Origin of the sequence: Umezawaea sp. NPDC059074, from assembly GCF_042738955.1 — a bacterium.
GTDB lineage: Bacteria > Actinomycetota > Actinomycetes > Mycobacteriales > Pseudonocardiaceae > Umezawaea.
On sequence record NZ_JBHYHC010000081.1, the window covers coordinates 1 to 17,641 of the forward strand.

Annotated in this window: 21 protein-coding genes; 9 read left to right on the forward strand and 12 right to left on the reverse strand. The window is 72.1% G+C overall.

Annotated features, from left to right (window positions below):
• The 3 genes from ACFWW9_RS29955 to ACFWW9_RS29965 form a co-directional block, all read right to left on the reverse strand.
• Positions 1 to 371: hypothetical protein (locus ACFWW9_RS29955; protein ID WP_390384802.1), on the reverse strand; the 371-nt coding region annotated here is incomplete at its 3' end.
• A gap of 161 nt (positions 372 to 532) precedes the next feature.
• Positions 533 to 1,126: a dihydrofolate reductase family protein gene (locus ACFWW9_RS29960; protein WP_390384804.1), complete on the reverse strand. Its 594-nt coding sequence runs from the start codon at positions 1,124 to 1,126 to the stop codon at positions 533 to 535.
• 12 nt (positions 1,127 to 1,138) lie between these two features.
• Positions 1,139 to 2,272 (reverse strand): FAD-dependent oxidoreductase, encoded by a 1,134-nt coding sequence (locus tag ACFWW9_RS29965; protein ID WP_390384806.1) that lies wholly within the window; start codon positions 2,270 to 2,272, stop codon positions 1,139 to 1,141.
• Between the two features lie 69 nt (positions 2,273 to 2,341).
• Here ACFWW9_RS29965 and ACFWW9_RS29970 point away from each other — a divergent pair, with 69 nt between their 5' ends.
• Positions 2,342 to 2,965 carry a TetR/AcrR family transcriptional regulator gene (locus ACFWW9_RS29970; RefSeq protein ID WP_390384808.1) on the forward strand — a complete coding sequence of 208 codons (624 nt, stop codon included), beginning with the start codon at positions 2,342 to 2,344 and terminating at the stop codon, positions 2,963 to 2,965.
• Here the strand turns inward: ACFWW9_RS29970 and ACFWW9_RS29975 are convergent.
• Genes ACFWW9_RS29975 through ACFWW9_RS29995 form a run of 5 tightly spaced genes read right to left on the reverse strand, consistent with a single transcriptional unit; the run spans position 2,954 to position 7,413 of the window.
• Positions 2,954 to 3,952 (reverse strand): amidohydrolase family protein, encoded by a 999-nt coding sequence (locus ACFWW9_RS29975; protein ID WP_390384810.1) that lies wholly within the window; start codon positions 3,950 to 3,952, stop codon positions 2,954 to 2,956. The two genes, ACFWW9_RS29970 and ACFWW9_RS29975, sit on opposite strands and share 12 nt — an antisense overlap.
• A complete protein-coding gene (locus tag ACFWW9_RS29980) occupies positions 3,949 to 4,725 on the reverse strand; it encodes a DUF1932 domain-containing protein (protein ID WP_390384812.1) in 777 nt (258 codons plus the stop codon). The genes ACFWW9_RS29975 and ACFWW9_RS29980 overlap by 4 nt, the downstream gene beginning before the upstream one ends.
• Positions 4,722 to 5,672 carry a VOC family protein gene (locus ACFWW9_RS29985; protein WP_390384814.1) on the reverse strand — a complete coding sequence of 317 codons (951 nt, stop codon included), beginning with the start codon at positions 5,670 to 5,672 and terminating at the stop codon, positions 4,722 to 4,724. The genes ACFWW9_RS29980 and ACFWW9_RS29985 overlap by 4 nt, the downstream gene beginning before the upstream one ends.
• Positions 5,669 to 6,724 (reverse strand): 4-oxalomesaconate tautomerase, encoded by a 1,056-nt coding sequence (locus ACFWW9_RS29990; protein ID WP_390384816.1) that lies wholly within the window; start codon positions 6,722 to 6,724, stop codon positions 5,669 to 5,671. The genes ACFWW9_RS29985 and ACFWW9_RS29990 overlap by 4 nt, the downstream gene beginning before the upstream one ends.
• Positions 6,721 to 7,413 (reverse strand): 4-carboxy-4-hydroxy-2-oxoadipate aldolase/oxaloacetate decarboxylase, encoded by a 693-nt coding sequence (locus ACFWW9_RS29995; RefSeq protein WP_390384818.1) that lies wholly within the window; start codon positions 7,411 to 7,413, stop codon positions 6,721 to 6,723. Before ACFWW9_RS29995 ends, ACFWW9_RS29990 begins: the two co-directional genes overlap by 4 nt.
• 195 nt (positions 7,414 to 7,608) lie before the next feature.
• Between ACFWW9_RS29995 and ACFWW9_RS30000 the strand changes: the two genes are divergently transcribed.
• From ACFWW9_RS30000 to ACFWW9_RS30015, 4 genes are all read left to right on the forward strand, one after another.
• Entirely contained in the window at positions 7,609 to 8,286 is a 678-nt protein-coding gene (locus ACFWW9_RS30000) for a GntR family transcriptional regulator (protein WP_390384820.1), read from the forward strand.
• A 36-nt stretch (positions 8,287 to 8,322) separates the two neighbouring features.
• Positions 8,323 to 8,832 (forward strand): CGNR zinc finger domain-containing protein, encoded by a 510-nt coding sequence (locus ACFWW9_RS30005; RefSeq protein ID WP_390384822.1) that lies wholly within the window; start codon positions 8,323 to 8,325, stop codon positions 8,830 to 8,832.
• A gap of 121 nt (positions 8,833 to 8,953) precedes the next feature.
• Positions 8,954 to 9,952, forward strand: coding sequence for a proline racemase family protein (locus ACFWW9_RS30010; protein WP_390384824.1), 999 nt, complete (start codon positions 8,954 to 8,956; stop codon positions 9,950 to 9,952).
• Between the two features lie 67 nt (positions 9,953 to 10,019).
• Positions 10,020 to 10,865, forward strand: coding sequence for an SDR family NAD(P)-dependent oxidoreductase (locus ACFWW9_RS30015; RefSeq protein WP_390384826.1), 846 nt, complete (start codon positions 10,020 to 10,022; stop codon positions 10,863 to 10,865).
• Here the strand turns inward: ACFWW9_RS30015 and ACFWW9_RS30020 are convergent.
• From ACFWW9_RS30020 to ACFWW9_RS30035, 4 genes are read right to left on the reverse strand one after another with little or no spacing between them, the layout of a single operon-like run.
• A complete protein-coding gene (locus ACFWW9_RS30020) occupies positions 10,862 to 11,680 on the reverse strand; it encodes an IclR family transcriptional regulator C-terminal domain-containing protein (RefSeq protein WP_390384829.1) in 819 nt (272 codons plus the stop codon). The two genes, ACFWW9_RS30015 and ACFWW9_RS30020, sit on opposite strands and share 4 nt — an antisense overlap.
• A gap of 23 nt (positions 11,681 to 11,703) precedes the next feature.
• Complete coding sequence (locus ACFWW9_RS30025) at positions 11,704 to 12,477, reverse strand: SDR family NAD(P)-dependent oxidoreductase (protein ID WP_390384831.1); 774 nt, start codon at positions 12,475 to 12,477, stop codon at positions 11,704 to 11,706.
• Between the two features lie 8 nt (positions 12,478 to 12,485).
• The gene (locus ACFWW9_RS30030) at positions 12,486 to 13,232 is read right to left on the reverse strand and encodes an SDR family NAD(P)-dependent oxidoreductase (protein WP_390384833.1); all 747 of its coding nucleotides are present in this window, start codon (positions 13,230 to 13,232) and stop codon (positions 12,486 to 12,488) included.
• A complete protein-coding gene (locus tag ACFWW9_RS30035) occupies positions 13,229 to 14,095 on the reverse strand; it encodes a TIGR03619 family F420-dependent LLM class oxidoreductase (RefSeq protein ID WP_390384835.1) in 867 nt (288 codons plus the stop codon). The genes ACFWW9_RS30030 and ACFWW9_RS30035 overlap by 4 nt, the downstream gene beginning before the upstream one ends.
• A 153-nt stretch (positions 14,096 to 14,248) precedes the next feature.
• Here ACFWW9_RS30035 and ACFWW9_RS30040 point away from each other — a divergent pair, with 153 nt between their 5' ends.
• Genes ACFWW9_RS30040 through ACFWW9_RS30055 form a run of 4 tightly spaced genes read left to right on the forward strand, consistent with a single transcriptional unit; the run spans position 14,249 to position 17,641 of the window.
• Positions 14,249 to 15,205, forward strand: a complete 957-nt coding sequence (locus ACFWW9_RS30040; RefSeq protein ID WP_390384837.1) for a VOC family protein — start codon at positions 14,249 to 14,251, stop codon at positions 15,203 to 15,205.
• The gene (locus ACFWW9_RS30045) at positions 15,202 to 16,008 is read left to right on the forward strand and encodes an amino acid ABC transporter ATP-binding protein (RefSeq protein ID WP_390384839.1); all 807 of its coding nucleotides are present in this window, start codon (positions 15,202 to 15,204) and stop codon (positions 16,006 to 16,008) included. Before ACFWW9_RS30040 ends, ACFWW9_RS30045 begins: the two co-directional genes overlap by 4 nt.
• Positions 16,008 to 16,748, forward strand: a complete 741-nt coding sequence (locus ACFWW9_RS30050; RefSeq protein ID WP_390384841.1) for an amino acid ABC transporter permease — start codon at positions 16,008 to 16,010, stop codon at positions 16,746 to 16,748. Before ACFWW9_RS30045 ends, ACFWW9_RS30050 begins: the two co-directional genes overlap by 1 nt.
• A 23-nt stretch (positions 16,749 to 16,771) precedes the next feature.
• Entirely contained in the window at positions 16,772 to 17,641 is an 870-nt protein-coding gene (locus ACFWW9_RS30055) for a transporter substrate-binding domain-containing protein (protein ID WP_390384843.1), read from the forward strand.

Genomic DNA, 17,641 nt, shown 5'->3' on the forward strand with positions numbered 1-17,641 from the left:
ACCTTGCCGAGGGTGTCGGAGTCGTTGGCGCCGTACCAGGAGGTCGAGTCGGGGCGGCCGGAGAACACCTTCGCCCAGTCACCGCGCTCGATCGCCTGCCACTGCGGGTCGAGGGCGGTCAGCTCGGCTTCCAGCGATCCGTCCGGCTTGGCGGACACCTTCCTGGTCGGTGTCGTCAGATCCAGAACGGTCACGTCCGCGTGCTGCTCACGCGCCGCCCGCACCGCCAGAACGGTGTCCGCGGCCTCGGTGATCCTCGGCGTTTCCCGGTGGACCGGCGGCGCGACCGGCACGGCGGCCCCCGCCGCCAGCACGGCCACCACGGCGGTGAGCCGCCACGTCAGGCCTTCCGCACCTCGTGGACTCCTCATCGACACTCCTCGGCTCGGCGCGCCCGGTCCCCTACCGAGCGCGCCTCACCTTGGGGGAGCCACCTTGCACGCGGCCGGCACGGCGGAAAGGCGCTGGCCGGACAGGCGTCGGAGTGTCGTCAGGAAGCCGGTGACCGCCACGTGGAGGCCGACCGGATCGGTTACGCGCGGGCGTAGCGGAGGTGCGTGATCCTCGGGGTGGCGCGGGCGTCGACCTGGACCAGGTCGGTGAGCGCGCCGCCGTCGAAGAGCCGTGCGCCGGAGCCCAGCAGGACCGGGGCGACGTGCAGGCGCAGTTCGTCGACCAGGCCCGCGGCCAGGAACTGGTTGGCCGTGGCCGCCCCGCCCGCGATCGAGATGTCCCTACCCGCCGCGGCCTCCCGAGCCCGGTCGAGGGCTTCGGTGGCACCGCCCGTGACGAAGTGGAAGGTCGTGCCGCCCTCCCTCGGGATCGGGTCGTGCTCGTGCTTGGTCAGCACGAACACCGGCCCGTGGTACGGCGGGTCCTCGCCCCACCAGCCGGTCCAGTCCGCGTCCCACACCCCGGCTCCCGGTCCGGCGAACATGTTGCGCCCCATGATGAACGCGCCCGCGTCCACGATGGCCTCGATCTCCCGTTCGTGCTTCTCGGGCTCGTCGAACTTCCACTGGTGCAGCTTGATCCCGCCCACGCCCAACGGGGTGTCCCGTGTCTGGTCGGGGCCCGCCAGGTAGCCGTCCAGGGAGATCGCCAGGTCGCAGTACACCGTGCCCATGCTTCGTCCGTCCTACTCGGTCCTGGTCGGGCCGAACATCTGCTCGGCCCGACGGCGGGAGTCGGCCACGACCTCCCGCGCGTGCCCGATCATCTCCCGCTCGTACTCCGCCAGCCCGTCGACGCCCCGATCGCGCAGCGCGGCGGTGAGGAGGGCGGCGTCGTGCAGCGCGGTGTTCGCCCCCGCCCCGGCGGCCGGGGTCATCGGGTGGACGGCGTCGCCGAGCAGCGTGACCCGGCCGGTGGGCCACGGGTCGATCCGCGTGCACGAGCGCAGGGTGATCGGGAACGCCGCCGTCGCGTCCGCCGCGGCGACGACCTCGCGGATCGCCGGGTGCCACCCCGCGGTGCCCTCCACGACGACCTGCCACAGCGCGTCCGGGCCGAGCGCGAACAGCTCCTCGTCGGAGTGGCCGAGCAGCTCCGGCGTGCCGGTGAACACGACCATCAGGTAGTCGCCGTACTCCTCGGGGCGTTCGCGGAACAGCACCGGCGCGAACCCCGCGCCCCGACCCGTGCCGTCCGAGGCGAAGCAGAAGCCGCGCAGGAACGCGGGCGGGACCTTCGCGCGCACGGCGTCGGTGAGCGGCAGCTTGCCGTAGACGCAGCGGACGCCGATGTCGACGACCTCGAAGTCCGGCAGCAGCCCCGCTCGCACCCGCGACCCCACGCCGTCCGCGCCGACCAGCACGTCGGCCGTGGCGGTCCGGCCGTCGGCGAAGCGCAGCTCCACGCCGTCGTCCGTCACGGTGTAACCCGCGAACTCGTGGCCGAAGTGGACCACGTCGTCGAGCCCGGTCAGCAGCGCGCGGCGGAACGCGAACCGGTCGACGGCGTTGACCGCGTCCGGGTCCGTCACGGGGAAGACCTGCTCGAACAGCGGCGTCAACGCGCTGTCGAACCCCGCCAGCAGGTCCCCTGGCAGGCAGGCGGTCTCGACGACCCGCCGGTGGACCGCGGGCGGCAACGTGGCTGCCAGCGCCCGGTTGCCGGTGGCGTCGACGTGGATCCGGTAGCCCTGGTTCCGCTGCCGCGGACCGGGGTCCCGCTCGTACACGCGGACGTCGACCCCCGCGGCGGCCAACCCCTGGGCCAGCGCGAGTCCCCCGACTCCTGCTCCGACGATCGCGACTTGTAGTGCGTTCATCCCATCCCCCTTAATCATCCATCTGGTTGACAGTAACATCTTCCTGGTTGATTCGGCTAGGATGCGGGGATGACCGACAAGCCGCCCCCTCGCCGTTCGCCCGAGCCCGCGGAACGGCAGCGCGACGCCGAACGCACCAAGCAGCTGCTGCTGGAGGCCGCGGTGGTCGAGTTCTCGGCGCACGGTTTCGGCGGCGCGCGCGTCAGCGACATCGCGGCCAGGGCCGGGGTGAACAAGCAGCTGATCTCGTACTACTTCGGCGGCAAGCAAGGCCTCTTCGCCGCGATCACCGACCGCTGGCGGCAGGACGAGCAGACCCTCACCGGCCCGGACACGCCGTTGCCGGAGATCGCCCGCCGGTACACGTTGCAGAGCGTCGGGTCACCGGACCTGACCCGGCTCGTCCTCCGGCAGGGCATCGACGGCACGGGAGCCACCCCGGAGAACGAGCAGGCCCAACGGGCGCGCTTCCAGGCGGTCGCGGCCGACCTGCGCCGCAGGCAGGAGGCGGGCGAACTCGCCCCGGACCTCGACCCGGCCGCCGTCGGCCTGGCCCTGTTCGCCCTGGCCGCCGCCCCGGTGAGCCTCCCGCACATCGCCGACGCCCTCGGCCTCCCCCCGGACTTCGGCGACCACTACGCCACGCAGGTCGCCCGCATCGTGTCCCTGCTGTCCGGGGCGTCAGACGGTTAGCCGGGGGAACACGCGGCGGGCGTTGAGGGCGTAGACCTTCTCCCGGTCGCCCGGCGGCAGCGCGAGGGCGTCGACGTAGCGGCGGGTGTCGTCGAAGTGGTGGCCGGTGGTCGGGTCGACGCCGCGGACCGCGCCGATCATCTCCGAGCCGAACAGCAGGTTGTCGACGCCGATGACCTCGAAGAGGAGGTCGATCCCCGGCTGGTGGTAGACGCAGGTGTCGAAGAAGACGTTGCGCAGCAAGGATTCGGCGAGCGGCGGGCGGCCGAGCATGTCCGCGAGCCCCCGGAAGCGGCCCCAGTGGAACGGCACCGCTCCCCCGCCGTGCGGGATGATCAGCCGCAGGGCGGGGAACGTCGTGAACAGGTCGGCCTGGAGCAGCTGCATGAACGCGGTCGTGTCGGCGTTGAGGTAGTGCGATCCGGTGGCGTGGAAGTTGGGGTTGGTCACCGCGGACACGTGCACCATCGCGGGCACGTCCAGCTCGACCACGGCCTCGTAGAACGGGAACCAGCTCGGGTCGGTGAGCGGGGCCGACGTCCAGTGCCCGCCGCTGGGGTCGGGGTTGAGGACGCAGCCCACGAACCCCAGCTCCAGCACGCACCGCCGCAACTCGGCCACCGAGCGGGCGATCGGAACGCCCGGCGACTGCGGGAGCTGGCAGACGCCGGCGAACCGGTCCGGGTAGAGCCCCACCACGCGGGCCACCAGGTCGTTGCACGCCCGCGCCCACTTGGCGCTGACCCGCTCGTCACCGAAGTGGTGGCCCATCGCCGAGGCGCGCGGGGAGAACACCGTGAGGTCGACGCCGCGGGCGTCCATGAGCCGGAGTTGGCCGCCCTCCACGGTTTCGCGGATCTCGTCGTCGGAGATCCGGGGGTACGGCGGGGGTCGCCGCCCCTCCTCGAACGCTGCCTGCTGCGCCTCCCGCCACGCCGTGTGCGCGGCGGGCGCGGTCGTGTAGTGGCCGTGGCAGTCGATGATCACGACGGGTTCTCCTGGTCTCGCAGGCCGATCAGCAGGTCGCGAGCGGCGGCGGCCACGAGCGGCCGCACGCCCAGTTCGGCGAGCTGCTCGCTCGCCGCCGCCATCTCGTCGGCGCGGCGGCGGGCGTGCCGGTGCGTGCCGTCGACCAGCCGGTCGACCGCGTGCCCGTCGAACCCGGCCAGCACGGCGGCGATGTCGTCGTGCAGCCACGCGGCGCACCCCGCCGCCTCGGCCCCGGCCAACGCCTCCACCACCGCGGCGGCGAGCCCCTTGTAGAACACGCTCCGCAGCAGCTTGCGGGACATCGCCGCGCCAGCCGGACCGGGCACCGTCGTGATGTCCGCGCCGAAGCCGGTCAGCACCGAGGCATACCGGGCCGCGCCCTCGCCGGAGACGAACATCGGCGTGCGCACCCCCTTGCCGGGCACCGGGGCCATCAGGGCGACGTCGGCGAACGGCACGCCGTGCCCCGCGAGCCGGTCCGCCAGCGCGGCCTTGAGCCGGGGCGCGGCGGTGTTGAGGTCGGCCCAGAGCGTTCCAGGGCGCAGCAGGGGAAGCGCGCTGTCCACTGTGGACACGGCGTCGTGCGCGCTGGTGACGCTCAGCACCAGGTCCGCGTCGCGGACGGCGTCGGCGTCGCCCGTCCTGGGGTCCACGCCGGGCGGCGCGTCGACCAGCGGGTCGAAGCCGCGGACGTCCGCTCCCGCCGCCACCAGGTCGCGGGCGATCTCCCCGCCCGCCTCCCCCAGTCCCAGCACCGCGATCCGCGTCACGGCGTGCCGTGGGTGTGGAAGGTGTCGATGGTCTTCAACCCCCACGCCTGGCCCTTCGCCCGCTCCTCGCGGTTCCAGCTGATCGTGCGCCAGTCGGGGGCGAGGATCAGCCGGGCGCCCGCGTTGCACAGCTCGATCCGGTTGCCGCCCGGCTCCCACACGTACAGGAAGAACGTCTGCTGGATGGCGTGCTTGTGCGGCCCGGTCTCGATGTGGACGCCCGCGTCCAGGCACACGTCCGCGGCCCGCAGGATCTCCTCGCGGGTGTCGGTGGCGAACGCGACGTGGTGCAGCCTGCCGGACGAGCCGGTCCAGTCCTCGGTGTGCACGAGGTCGTAGGTCTTCTGGCCGACCGAGTACCAGACCGCCTGCGGGCTCCCGTCGTCCTTCACGATCTGCTCGGTGCACCGCGCGCCCAGCACGTCCCGCAGGAACGCCGACATCGCGGGCACGTCCGCGGTCAGGTAGTTGACGTGGTCCAGCCGACGCAGGTTCGCGCCCCGGCCGGGGTAGGCCGCCGCCTGGTTCTTCAGCGCGGGCCGGTCGGTGTCGTCGGCGGTGTACCAGTCGACGTCCCAGTACAGCCCCATCTCGTGGCCGTCGGGATCAGCGAACAGGAAGACGTCCCCCAGGCCGTGGACGACGGTGACGACGCCCCGGCCGAGGCCCGCCGCGTCGATGGACGCCCGCAGCCTGCCGACGGCCTCGGGACTGGCGGCGCGCAGGTACGTGCGGCCGATGCCCGCCGTGTCGCGCTGGACCAGCCGGACGGTCCACGACTGGTAGTCGTCCCACGTGTGCAGGTAGATCGAGGTGTCGTCGCGGTGGACCTCCCGCAGCCCCAAGACCATCACGAAGCAGTCGCGGGACTCCTCCAGGACAGGGGTGTACAGCTCGATCGGGCCCACGTGCGCGATGTCGCGCCTGCGGTCCGGGTCGTGGTTCATCCGGTCGCCTTTCCGGTGCGCGGCCACACGAGGCCGTCGGACAGCTTGCGGGCCGTGCGGACGACGGAACTGCGGAGCAGGCGGGTGTCCGCGCCGCTGCCACCGAGGTCGACGGACACGGCGAAGGTGCCGGTCGGGTGCTCGATCAGCACCGGGTCGCCCGCGGCCGCGCTCGCGACGGTGCCGGGAGCGAGGACCCCCGCCGCGACCGACACCGCGCCGAGCACGCCGATCGCGGTGTGCACCCGGTGCGGGATGAAGGTCCTGGTCGTCACGCTGCCGCCGTGGCGGGGCGGTGACACGAGGGTGACCTTGGGAACGGTCGCGTCCCGGACGTCGCCGAGGCCCATCGCCCGACCGGCCGCCAGCCGGATCGCCTCCAGCCGGGCGCGGAGCCCGTCGTCTGCCTCGAGTTCCCGCGGCGACTCGGTGCCGTCGACACCGAGGTCGGCGGCGCGGACCAGCAGGACCGGCATCCCCCCGTCCACGCAGGTGACCTCGACGCCGTCGAACCGGTCGACGAGCCCGCCGGTGGGGAACAGCGGCGCGTCGCCGCCGGGGAACTCGAGCAGGACGGGCGCGGCGGGGAACGGCGTGCCCGCCATGACGGTGTCCCCGTCGTAGGTCACCCGACCGTCCGGAGTGGACACGGTCGCCACGGCGTGGCCCACCACCGGGTTGAGGAGACGAACGCGGACGTCGGTGGTCTCCCCCGCGACCGGGACCAGACCGCGCTCGATCGCGAACGGCCCCACGCCCGCGAGCAGGTTGCCGCAGGTCTGGGTGTCGGTGACGAGCGCCCGGTCGGGCACGACCTGGAGGAACAGGTAGTCGACGTCGGCGTGGTCGGACGGGGACACCACGGCCACCTTGCTGGTGAGCGGGTGCCCGCCGCCGATCCCGTCGACCTGCCGCTCGTCCGGCGAGCCCATCACCCGCAGCAGGAGATCGTCCCGCTCGGCCGGGTCCGCGGGCAGGTCCGAGGCCAGGAAGTACGCGCCCTTCGAACTACCGCCGCGCAGCTGCATGCAGCGGATCCCGTCGCCGCTCACGACGGCGCCCGGTCCACGTACGCCACGCCGAGGTCGGCGAGCAGCGGACGAAGGCCGTACAGGTCGACACCGAGCGTTCCGCCCGTCAGGGTCTCGCGCTTGCCGGCTTCGGCGGCGAGTCTTCGCTCCGCGGCGACCGCCACCGCCGGGGCGGACGTGACCGGCAGGACGACGACCCCGTCGTCATCGGCGACGACGACGTCACCGGGCCGCACGACCTGGCCGTCGGCGACGACCGGGACGTTCACGGAACCGGCACTCGCCTTCACCGTGCCGCGCGCGTGCACGGCCCGCGACCACACTGGGAAACCCATGTCCCGCAACGCCGCGAGGTCGCGGACACCCGCGTCGATCACCAGCCCGACGACGCCGCGCGCCACCAGCGAGGCCGCCAGCAGATCCCCGACCATGCCGTCGGTCGACCGCGAGGTCGTGGCGACGACCAGGACGTCACCGGGTCGGCACACCTCGACGGCCGCGTGGACCATCAGGTTGTCCCCCGGCGGGCACGACACCGTGATGGCCGACCCGGCGATCACGACGCCCGGCTGCCGTGCCCGGACCGCGGGGCCGAGCAGCCCGGTCCGGCCCGCCGCCTCGTGGACGGTGGCGACGCCCGCGTCGCGGAGGGCGGCGATGGTGTCGGGATCGGCCCGGTCGACGTGCCGGACGACGTAGTGGGAGGCCATGCGCGCCTCAGCTCGACGGCGACGGGGTCGTGGTGGTCATCGGCGGTCCTCACTCGGAGCGGGTGGTTCCCCTGTCTACGCGCGCCATCGATTGCGGTCAAGATTGTCTTCAGGATTGTTGACAATCCTCGTGGTCTTCCCCGGCCGCGGTGGAGGTCGACGTGATCCCGATCGTCGACCTCCCCGCCGATTACCATGGCCACCCGTACCACCGACACCGACTGGGAGCGCCGACCGACCGCGATGAGTGACGTGCTGATCGAACTCCGGGCCGCGATCCTCCGCGGGGAGTACGCCCCCCGCCAGCGCCTCATCGAGAGCGACCTGGTCGAGCAGTACGACACCAGCAGGTTCGTCCTCCGCAACGTGTTCACCCGGCTCGCGAACGAGGGCCTGCTGGAGTTGCAGCCCAACCGCGGCGCGCGGGTCCGCGAGATCACCGTCGCGGAGGCCATCGAGATCACCGAGATCCGGCGGGCCGTCGAGGGGTTCGTGGCGGCGCGCGCGGCCGAGCGGATCACCGACGAGGAGGTCGTCGACGTCCAGGCGCTCGGCGCGGAGATGGCCTCGGCCGTGGAGCACGCGGACATGGTGCTGTACTCCGAGTTGAACGCGCGGCTGCACGGCAAGGTGCGGTCCATCGCGGGGCACTCGTCGGCCACGCGGATCCTGGAGCAGCTCAACGGCCAGATGGTCCGCCACCAGTTCCGGCTCTCCCTGGTGCCCGGCAGGCCGTCGGTGTCGCTGCCGGAGCACCTGGCGATCGTGGACGCGCTCTGCTCCCGCGACCCGGACCGCGCCGAGCGGGCCATGCGGGTCCACCTCACCAGCGTGCTCGACGCGCTCGCCGCGTTCACCCCTCCGACGTCGTAATGTAACCTGTCACGACGATGTTTGGAGGTTAGGACAATGGTCGACACCGACGAGACGCTGCTGCTCGACCTGCTCAACACCACGCCGGTCGTCGACGGCACCCCTCGCGACGACCTCGCCGACGCCGCGGCGGGACGCCGGTGGCTGACGGCCCACGGCCAACGGTCGTCCGACACCGAGTGGCGCGCCGTGCTCGACGCGCGCACCGCGCTCCAGGACGTCGTCCGCGGCGACAGCGCCCCCTCCTCCCTCGCCCCCTTCGTCGACGGCGTGCGTTCGCGGGCCGTGCTGGCGGACGACGGCGTGACCTGGATCCTCGACCTCCCCGAAGGGCGCTCGACGGCGGCACTGGCGGTGCTCGCGTGGGACGCCCTGCGCCTGTCCGACCCCGGCCGCCTCCGCCCGTGCGCCAACCCGGAGTGCAGGCTGTTCCTGATCGACCACAGCAAACCCAACAGCGCCCGCTGGTGCTCGATGGCGGTCTGCGGCAACCGCATGAAGGCCCGCCGCCACTACCAGCGCACCAAGCAGGCCCCGGAGAGCTGACCCGGTCGGGACTGGCCCATGCCCCCGTGAGGAACGCGCGCCGAGGCCGTCCACGCCAGTCCCCCTGGACCGCCCCTCTGTGTACTGTGGACGGCGAGGGGTAGTGAAAAGGGTTGTGCCAGTGAGGTTTTCCCGACAGGTCCAGGCGATCGACACGCACACCGAGGGCATGCCCACGCGGATCGTGACCGGTGGTGTGGGAGTGCTGCCCGGTGACACGATGGCCGCGCGGCGCGCGTACCTGCTGGAGCACATGGACGACTTCCGGACGTTCCTCATGTGCGAGCCGCGCGGGCACGCGGCGATGGCCGGGGCGCTGCTGCAACCGCCCGTCCTGCCCGGCGCGGACGTCGGGGTGGTCTACCTGGACGCCGAGGGCAGTGTGCCGGTGTGCGGGCACGGGGCGATGGGGGTCGCGATGGCCCTCGTCGAGACCGGCGCCGTCGAGGTGCGCGAGCCGGTCACGACCGTGCGGCTCGACACGCCCGCGGGGCTGGTCACCGCGGACGTCGAGGTGTCCGACGGTCGGGCGCGGCGGGTGTCGGTGACCGGGGTGCCCTCGTTCGTGCTGGGGCGGGATCTCCGGGTCGAGGTGCCGGGGTTCGGCGAGATCACCTACGACCTGGTGTACGGCGGCAACCACAGCGTCGTGCTCGACCTCGACCAGCTCGGGCTCCCGTTCGACCTCAAGGCGCGCAAGGAGATCCTGGCCGCCGGGCTCGCGATCGTCGCCGCGGTCGCCGAGACCCGGACGTTCACCCACTCGTCCGGCGCGCCCGCGACGCTGCGGCACGCGCACCTCGTGGCCCCCGGAGCGACCGGGACGCTGTCGCGGCACGCCATGGTGATCAGCCCCGGCTGGTTCGACCGGTCGCCGTGCGGCACCGGCACCGCGGGCCGCATGGCGCAGCTGCACGCCAGGGGCGACCTCCCGCTCGACACCGACTTCGTCAACGAGTCGTTCCTCGGCACCCGGTTCACCGGGCGGCTGCTCGGCGAGACCACCGTCGACGGCGTCCCGGCCGTGGTCCCGCGGATCTCCGGCCGGGCCTGGATCACCGGCACCGCCCAGTACAGCCTCGACCCGGACGACGTTTTGGCGCGGGGCTTCCTGCTCTAGCCGGAATGGCGCACACCTGCCGACTTCCCCGTCGAAAGACGATCACCGGGTGGGTAGCGTCGTGGCCATGAGCAAGCCACTGGCCGGGAAGGTCGCCGTCGTCACCGGCGCGAGTCGCGGGATCGGCAAGGGCATCGCCCTGGAACTCGCCGCCGCGGGCGCGACGGTCTACTTCACCGGCCGCACCCTCACCCCCGGCCCGCTGCCGGGCACGCTCGGCGAGACGAAAGCCGAGATCGAGCGCTTGGGCGGCGAGGGCGTCGCCGTCGCCTGCGACCACCACGACGACACCCAGGTCGAGGCGCTGTTCACGCGGGTTCGCGCCGAGCGCGGCAGGCTGGACGTGCTGGTGAACAACGTGTTCTCCGCCCCCGATCTGGCCCCGTGGCTGAACAAGCCGTTTTGGGAGCTGCCGACCGGGGTGTGGGACGAGGTCATCGACATCGGGCTGCGGTCGCACTTCGTCGCGAGCGTGCACGCCGTGCCGCTGCTGGCCGACGGCGGCCTGATCGTGAACGTCTCCAACAACACCGCGGGCCACAGCTACAACCTGCCCTACGACGTCGGCAAAGCCGGTCTGGACAAGATGACCACGACCATGGCGGCGGACCTGCGCGACCGCCGGGTCGCGGTGCTGTCGCTCTGGCCGGGCCTGGTGCGCACCGAACTCCTGCTGCTCGGCGCGCGCACCGCGGAGGACGGCGGGCTGGTGCTGGACATCCCCGGCCAAGGCGCGTTCGACCTGTCCGGCGCGGAGTCGCCGCGGTTCGCCGGGCGGGCGGTCGCGAGCCTCGCGGCCGACCCGACCCTGCTCGACCGGACCGGATCGGCCGCCACCACGCGGGACCTCGCGGACCGCTACGGCTTCACCGACGTGGACGGCGCGGCCCCGGAGGTCCGCACCCCGCTCTAGTCGGCCCAGTTCGTCGAGTGGCTCAGGCCCAGCTCGATGTCGGCGGCGGCCTGCTGCACCAGCGGGACCAGGTCGTGCATGTCGCCGACCGACTTGCGGCCCACGTGGGTGGAGAGGTTGATCGCGGCGCGCGCCCGGCCCATCCGGTCGCGCACTGGCACGGCGACGGCGACCAGGCCCTCTTCCAACTCCTGGTTCACCAGCGCGTACCCCTGGTCCCGGATCTTCTTCAGCTCCTGCCGGAACTGGGCCGGGTCGGTGATCGTCCGGGGCAGTATCGGCGTCAACTCGTTGCGGCGCAGGTACTCCTCGATCGCCAGCGGCGGCAGGTCGGCCAGCATGACCCGGCCCATCGCGGTGGCGTGCGCCGGACGGCGGGCACCGACGTTGACCGAGATCGTCATGAGCGCGGGTCCCGGAACCCGGACCACGTAGACGATGTCGCCGCGGTCGAGGATCGAGCCCTCGCTGGCCTCGGCCGTCTCGGCGACGAGCTTCTCCAGCCGCGGCAGCGCGATGTCCGGGAACGACAGGGCGGACAGGTAGGAGTAGCCCAGTTCGAGCACGCGGGGGGTGAGCTCGAACCGGTTGTTCTTGCCGTCGACGTACCCCAGCTCGGTCAGCGTGAGCAGGAACCGCCGGGTCGCGGCCCTGGTCAGCCCGGTGGTCTGGGCGATCTCCGACACCGTCATCGACGGGTGCTCGGCGTCGAACACGCGGATGATCGCCAGGCCGCGTTCCAGTGACTGGACGAAGTCGCGGGACCTGCCGGCGGTCTCGCCGTCGGCCACCGGGTCGTCTGACGGGTCAATCACGAAAAGCCCTCCTCCGCAAGGAACTACCGGACGTACGACGCGCCGTTGACGTCCACTGTGGACCCCGAGAGGCTGGGGACGGCGTCCGTGACGAGGAACGCGATCAGCGCCGCGATCTCCTCCGCCTCGACCAGTCGGCCCATCGCGAGACCGTCGGCGACGGCGCGCGTCTGCGCCTCGTCCTGCCCGGCTATCGCCATCCCCGTGTTGACCACCCCAGGTGCCAGCACGTAGACCCGCAAGCCCTCCCTCGCGAAGTTCCGCGCGAACGTCTGGGCAAGGTTACGCACCGCCGCTTTCGAGGCCGCGTAGGAGGTCAGGTCCCGCAGCCGGGACCCCTGTTCCGCCGCCCAGCTCGACAGCACGATGATCGTGCCCGAGCCCCGAGCGACGAAGTACCGGGCGGCCTCGCGCATCAGCGCCCCGGTGCCGATCACGTTGACCTGCAACGCTTCCTGCCACCCCGCGTCCCACACCTCGTCCGGGCCGTCGAACGGGGTGTCCGGGATGACGCCCGCGTTGAGCACCACCACGTCGATGTCCGGGTCCCACGCCAGCGCCGCCCGCCACAGCTCGCGCGCGGCCGCCGGGGTGTCCAGACCACCTTGCAGAACGAGTTTCTGCTGCTCCGGCAGGTCTTCCACGGCCTCCTCTGCGCCCTCCCGCTGATTCCGGTAGGTGGCGATGACGGTGGCGTTCGCCGCCGCCAGGGCCCGTGCCGTCACCGCGCCGATGCCCCGTGAGGCGCCGGTCAGCAGCACGGTCTTGCCGGTGAGCGCTTTCGCGTCCAGGTGCACGACTCCCCCTAGTGGATTCCGCCGTCGACGTTGACGCACTGGCCGGTCACGCCCGACGACAGGTCGCTGGTCAGGAACGCGATCGCGTCCGCCACCTCGGCCGCGGTGGCGATCCGGCCGAGCGCGGTCGACTCCGCCGCGCGGCGCAGCGCGTCGTCCACGCCCAGCCCGGTGACGTCCTGCCGGGACTCCATCCGCCCGCGCAGCGCGTCGGTCGCGATCGGGCCCGGCGCGACGGCGTTGACCCGGACGCCCGACCGGCCGAGCGCGAGCGCGGCCGACCGGACGACGCCGAGCGCCGCGTGCTTGCTCGCCGCGTACGACACGATGTTCGGGTCGCCGCGCCACGAGTTGAGCGACGCCACCACGGTGATCGTGGAGCCGGGGCCGAGCACCGGCGCCACGTGCTTGATCGTGCAGGCCACCCCGCGGGCGTTGATCGCCACCACGCGGTCGAAGTCGTCGAGGTCCAGCGCGTCGAGGCGCTGCCAGGACGGCACGACCCCGGCCGCGGCCACGACCCCGTCCACGCCGCCGAGCCGTCGCGCGGATTCCGCGACGGCCTCGCGCACCGAGTCCTCGTCGCGGACGTCCACGGGGGCCGAGGTCCAGCCCTCCGGCGGGTCTGCGGTGGCGGACGCCAGGTCCAGCACCACGCCCGTCGCGCCCAGGTCGGCGAACCGGCGCGCGACGACCGCGCCGATCCCGTTCGCGCCCCCGGTGACGACCACCCGGCGTCCGGTCAGCAGCGTCATGCGCCCGCCCCGTCCCTCAGCACGGCGTGGTCGGCCGCGGCGTCCTCCACGTCCACGACGACCTCGTCGACACCGGCCTTCGCCAGCTCGCCGAGACGGCGGGCGACCTCGTCGGCCCGACCGGCGGCCTGCACGATCCGCAGCACCACGTCGAGCGCGTCCGGGTCGCGCCCGGCCTTCTCGGCGGCGGCCCGGATCACCCCGATCTCGGCGGCCAGCACGGCGGGGTCGAGGTCCGGCAACGACTGCTGGGCCAGCCAGCCGTCACCGAGCCTGCCCGCGCGGCGCAGTGCCGTCGGCGAGTGGCCACCGACGAGCAGCGGGATCGGTCGGGCGGGGGCAGGCAGGACCAGGGTGTGCGGCGGCAGGTCGTAGTGCTCGCTCGTCCGTCCTTCGGGGCGGCCGGTCCAGCAGTCGCGCAGCAGCGCGATCCACTCGACCATCCGCGGGCCGCGGGTCTCGAACGGCATGGCGAGCGCGTCGAACTCCTCCTTCAGCCAGCCCGCGCCGACGCCGAGCACCAGCCGTCCGCCGGAGAGCGCGTCCACGCTGGCCGCCTGCTTGGCCAGCAGCACGGGATTGCGCTGCGGCAGCACGAGGGCGGCCGTGCCGAGGCGGACCCGGTCGGTCACGGCGGCCGCGGCGGCGAGCGCCACGACGGCCTCGAAGTACGGGGTGTCGGTCGGCCAGGTCGCCTTGCCCTCGGGGTCGAAGGGGTACCAGGACTCGATCCGCTCGGGCAGCACGACGTGGTCGCTCACCCACAGCGAGTCGAACCCGGCCAGTTCCAGCTCACGGGCGCGGGTCGGGATGGAGGGCCCGGTGACCGGGCCGGTGTGGGGCAGCTTGACGCCGATCCTCATGGTCACTGAACGTAGGCACCGGACGCCTGGTCGTCAAGCGCACATTTGTGCGCTAAGAGAAACGTTGCACGTATTGCGGCCACCCGATCGGTATGCGAGCATCGGCCAACTCGCTTAGCCAAGCGGCGGCCCAGCCAGGAGGTAGCTGGACAAATGGTTGAAACCACACGCAGGCACGGCACGCTCACCGGGCTCGACCACATCGGCGTCGGGGTGTCCGACATGGCCGCGTCGGTGGCGTTCTACGCCGAGCTGGGCTTCACCGATGTCGCGTTCGACTACACCGGACCACTGCCGGGGTTGCGCACAGTGACCGGGCACGACGACACCGAGGCCAGGGTGGTGCTCCTGCGGACCGCCAACCCCACGGTGCTCGGCCGCGCGGCGATCAAGCTCGTGCAGACCACCAGCCGGACCCCTCCCCCGATGCCCGAGGGCATGGCGTGGGGCGAGCCGGGCATCTGCGAGGTCTGCGTGCACGTCAACCGACAGGGTGATTTCTACCGGGACCTGGTCGCCCGCGGGCACACCGGCCTGATGGAGCCGAACGAGGCCGACCTGCCGCCCTACGAAACCCACTGCGGGCTGTCCTACGTGGCCGACCCGGACGGCGCCAAGATCGAGCTGATCGAGTGGTCCACGCTGGAGTCCGGGTGGCCCGTCGAGCCCGGCCCGCAGGGCGTGAACCACGTGGCGTTCGGCGTGGCCGACGTCGAGGCCACCAGGGACTTCTACCGGGAGCTGGGCTTCACCGGGCAGCTGTTCGAGTCCGACGGCTACTTCGAGCCGATGCACCCGTGGTTCCACCAGCGCACGCCCCCGAGCATGCGGATGATGCTGCTGACCAGCCCGTACGGCGGGGCGCTCGAACCGGTGCAGCACGACCCGCCGTCGCCGGACATGCGGGGCGAGTGGGGACATCTGGGCACCTTCGAGTTCGCCGTGGGAGCACGCTGCATCGACAGTGCGCTGGACCATCTCACGGCGCGCGGGATCGCGCTCGTCGGAGAACCGGCCGAGATCGACCTCGGTGGCGGCGCGAGCTGGCGGTACGCCTACTTCAAGGACCTCGACGACCTCTACGTCTGCGTCACGGAGGTTCGCGCGTGAGCACCCGGCAACCGTCCACAGCGGAGCAGTCCACAGCGGACCGGACCACCGCGGACCCGGTCATCCGGATCCGCGGCCTGCGCAAGTCCTTCGGCAGCCTGGAGGTGCTGCGCGGCATCGACCTGGACGTCACCCGAGGCGAGCACGTCGTCATCTTCGGCCCGTCCGGCTCCGGCAAGTCGACCGTGCTGCGAAGCATCAACCTGCTCGAACAGCCCAGCTCCGGCTCGCTGAAGGTGGCGGGCGTGGAGTACGGGCCGGGCCTGCCGGGCGAGCCCTCCCCGCAGCGCGGCAAGGTGCTGCAACTGCGCCGCACGGTCGGCATGGTGTTCCAGCAGTTCAACCTGTTCCCGCACCTCACGGCGCTGGACAACGTCGCGCTGCCGCTGCGGTCGGTGCACGGTATGAAGAAGGCCGAGGCGCAGCACAAGTCGGCCGAGGCGCTGCACCGGGTCGGGCTGCTGCCGCGCGCGGCGCACTACCCGACGCAGCTGTCCGGCGGGCAGCAGCAGCGGGTCGCCATCGCCCGCGCGCTGGCGCTCGACCCGCAGGTGATGCTCTTCGACGAGCCGACGTCGGCACTGGACCCGGAGCTGGTCGGCGAGGTGCTCAAGACCATGCGGCTGGTGGCGGAGACCGGGATGACGATGGTGATCGTCACCCACGAACTGGGCTTCGCCAAGGACATCGGCGACCTCAACGTGTTCATGGAGGACGGTGTGGTGGTGGAGAGCGGTTCCCGCGGCTTCTTCGAGAACTGCGTCAGCCCGCGGGCCCGCGAGTTCATCAAGGCGGTGCGCTGATGGGGTTCGCGGACTACGACTGGGGCCTGATCTGGGACAACCACCAGATCCTGCTGGACGGTCTGCTGACCGCGGCGAAGGTGTCGGTGATCGCGCTGGTCATCTCGATCGCAGGTGGCCTGCTGCTGGCGGTGATGCGGCAGTCGAAGCCGCCGATCTCGTGGATCGCCATCGCCTACATCAACGTCTTCCGCGGGGTGCCCGCCCTGGTCAGCGTGATCTGGGTGTACTTCGGCATCTCGCTGCTGCTGGGCGTGAACTTCACCGTCTTCCAGGCGGGCGTGATCGCGCTCTCCTTGCTGTACAGCGCTTTCATGGCGGAGATCTTCCGCTCCGCGCTCGACGCCGTGCCGCCGGGGCACCGCGAGGCGGGGCAGGCGCTGGGCATGCGGTCGAGCCGGGTGTTCTTCTCGGTGATCCTGCCGCAGGCCATCAAGATCGCGCTGCCGAACCTGGGCAGCATGTACATCGGCATGGTCAAGGACACCTCGACCTTCACCGTGATCGGGCTGCTGGAGGTGGTCCGGGTGACCCAGAACCTGGTCTCCCAGACGTTCCAGCCGTTCGTGCTCTACACCGCGGCCGCGGCGATCTACGTGCTGGCGGCGTTCGTCATCGACATCGTCTTCCGCCTGGTCGAGGGCGCGTACGCGCGTCCGCCGCGCGGGGCGGTCTCGCAGGTACTGCGCTCCCGGCAGCGGCGGCGCATCGAGCAGCTGATGGCCGAAGTCGGCAGCTGATCTTCCCCCAGAGAGGAAAGCCTGTGTTCAGGAGTTCTCAGAAGCGCGCGGCCAGACGCCTGTCCCTCGTCGGCGCCGCCTTGGTGTCCTCGCTGGTCCTCGCCGCGTGCGGCGGCGGCAGCGGCTCGTCCGGCTCCACGGCCGCCGCGGGCGGCGACTCGGGGGCGACCGGCCTCAACGCCGCGGGCACCCTCACGGTCGGGATGAACCTCCAGTTCAAGCCCGAGATGTACCTCGACGACGCGGGCAAGCCCGCCGGGTACGACGTCGAGCTGCTGAACAAGCTCGCCGCCGACCTCGGGGTGAAGCTCGACATCCAGAACCTCGACTTCAACGGCCTGATCCCCGGCCTCCAGAGCAAGAAGTTCGACATGGTGTCGGTCGGCCTCACCGCGACCGACGCCCGCAAGCAGGTCATCGACTTCACCCGCGAGTACGTGCCGTACACCAGCGTGCTGGCCGTGAAGCAGGGCGACACGACCGCGGCGACCGTCGACGCCTACAACACCCCGAACACGGTCATCACCGCCCTCCAGGGCTCGTCCGGCGAGCAGCTGGCCAAGAAGACGTTCCCGAACGCCCAGGTCAAGAGCTTCGCCGACCAGAACGCCGCGTTGCTGGAGGTGTCCACCGGCCGCGCCAACGGCAGCGTGCTGGAGGACTACATCCTGGCCCAGTACCAGAAGGCCAACCCCAACCAGGTGGCGAAGGCCGGGCTGCCCAAGCCGCTCGACCTCGGCTACGGCTCGTGGGCGGTGCAGAAGGGCAACAAGGCGCTGACCGACAAGCTCAACGCGTTCCTCTGCAAGGCGCAGAACGACGGCACGCTCAAGTCGACCTACACCTCGGTCTTCGGGGTCGACGACTTCCCCGAGATGCCGGGGGGTTGCTGA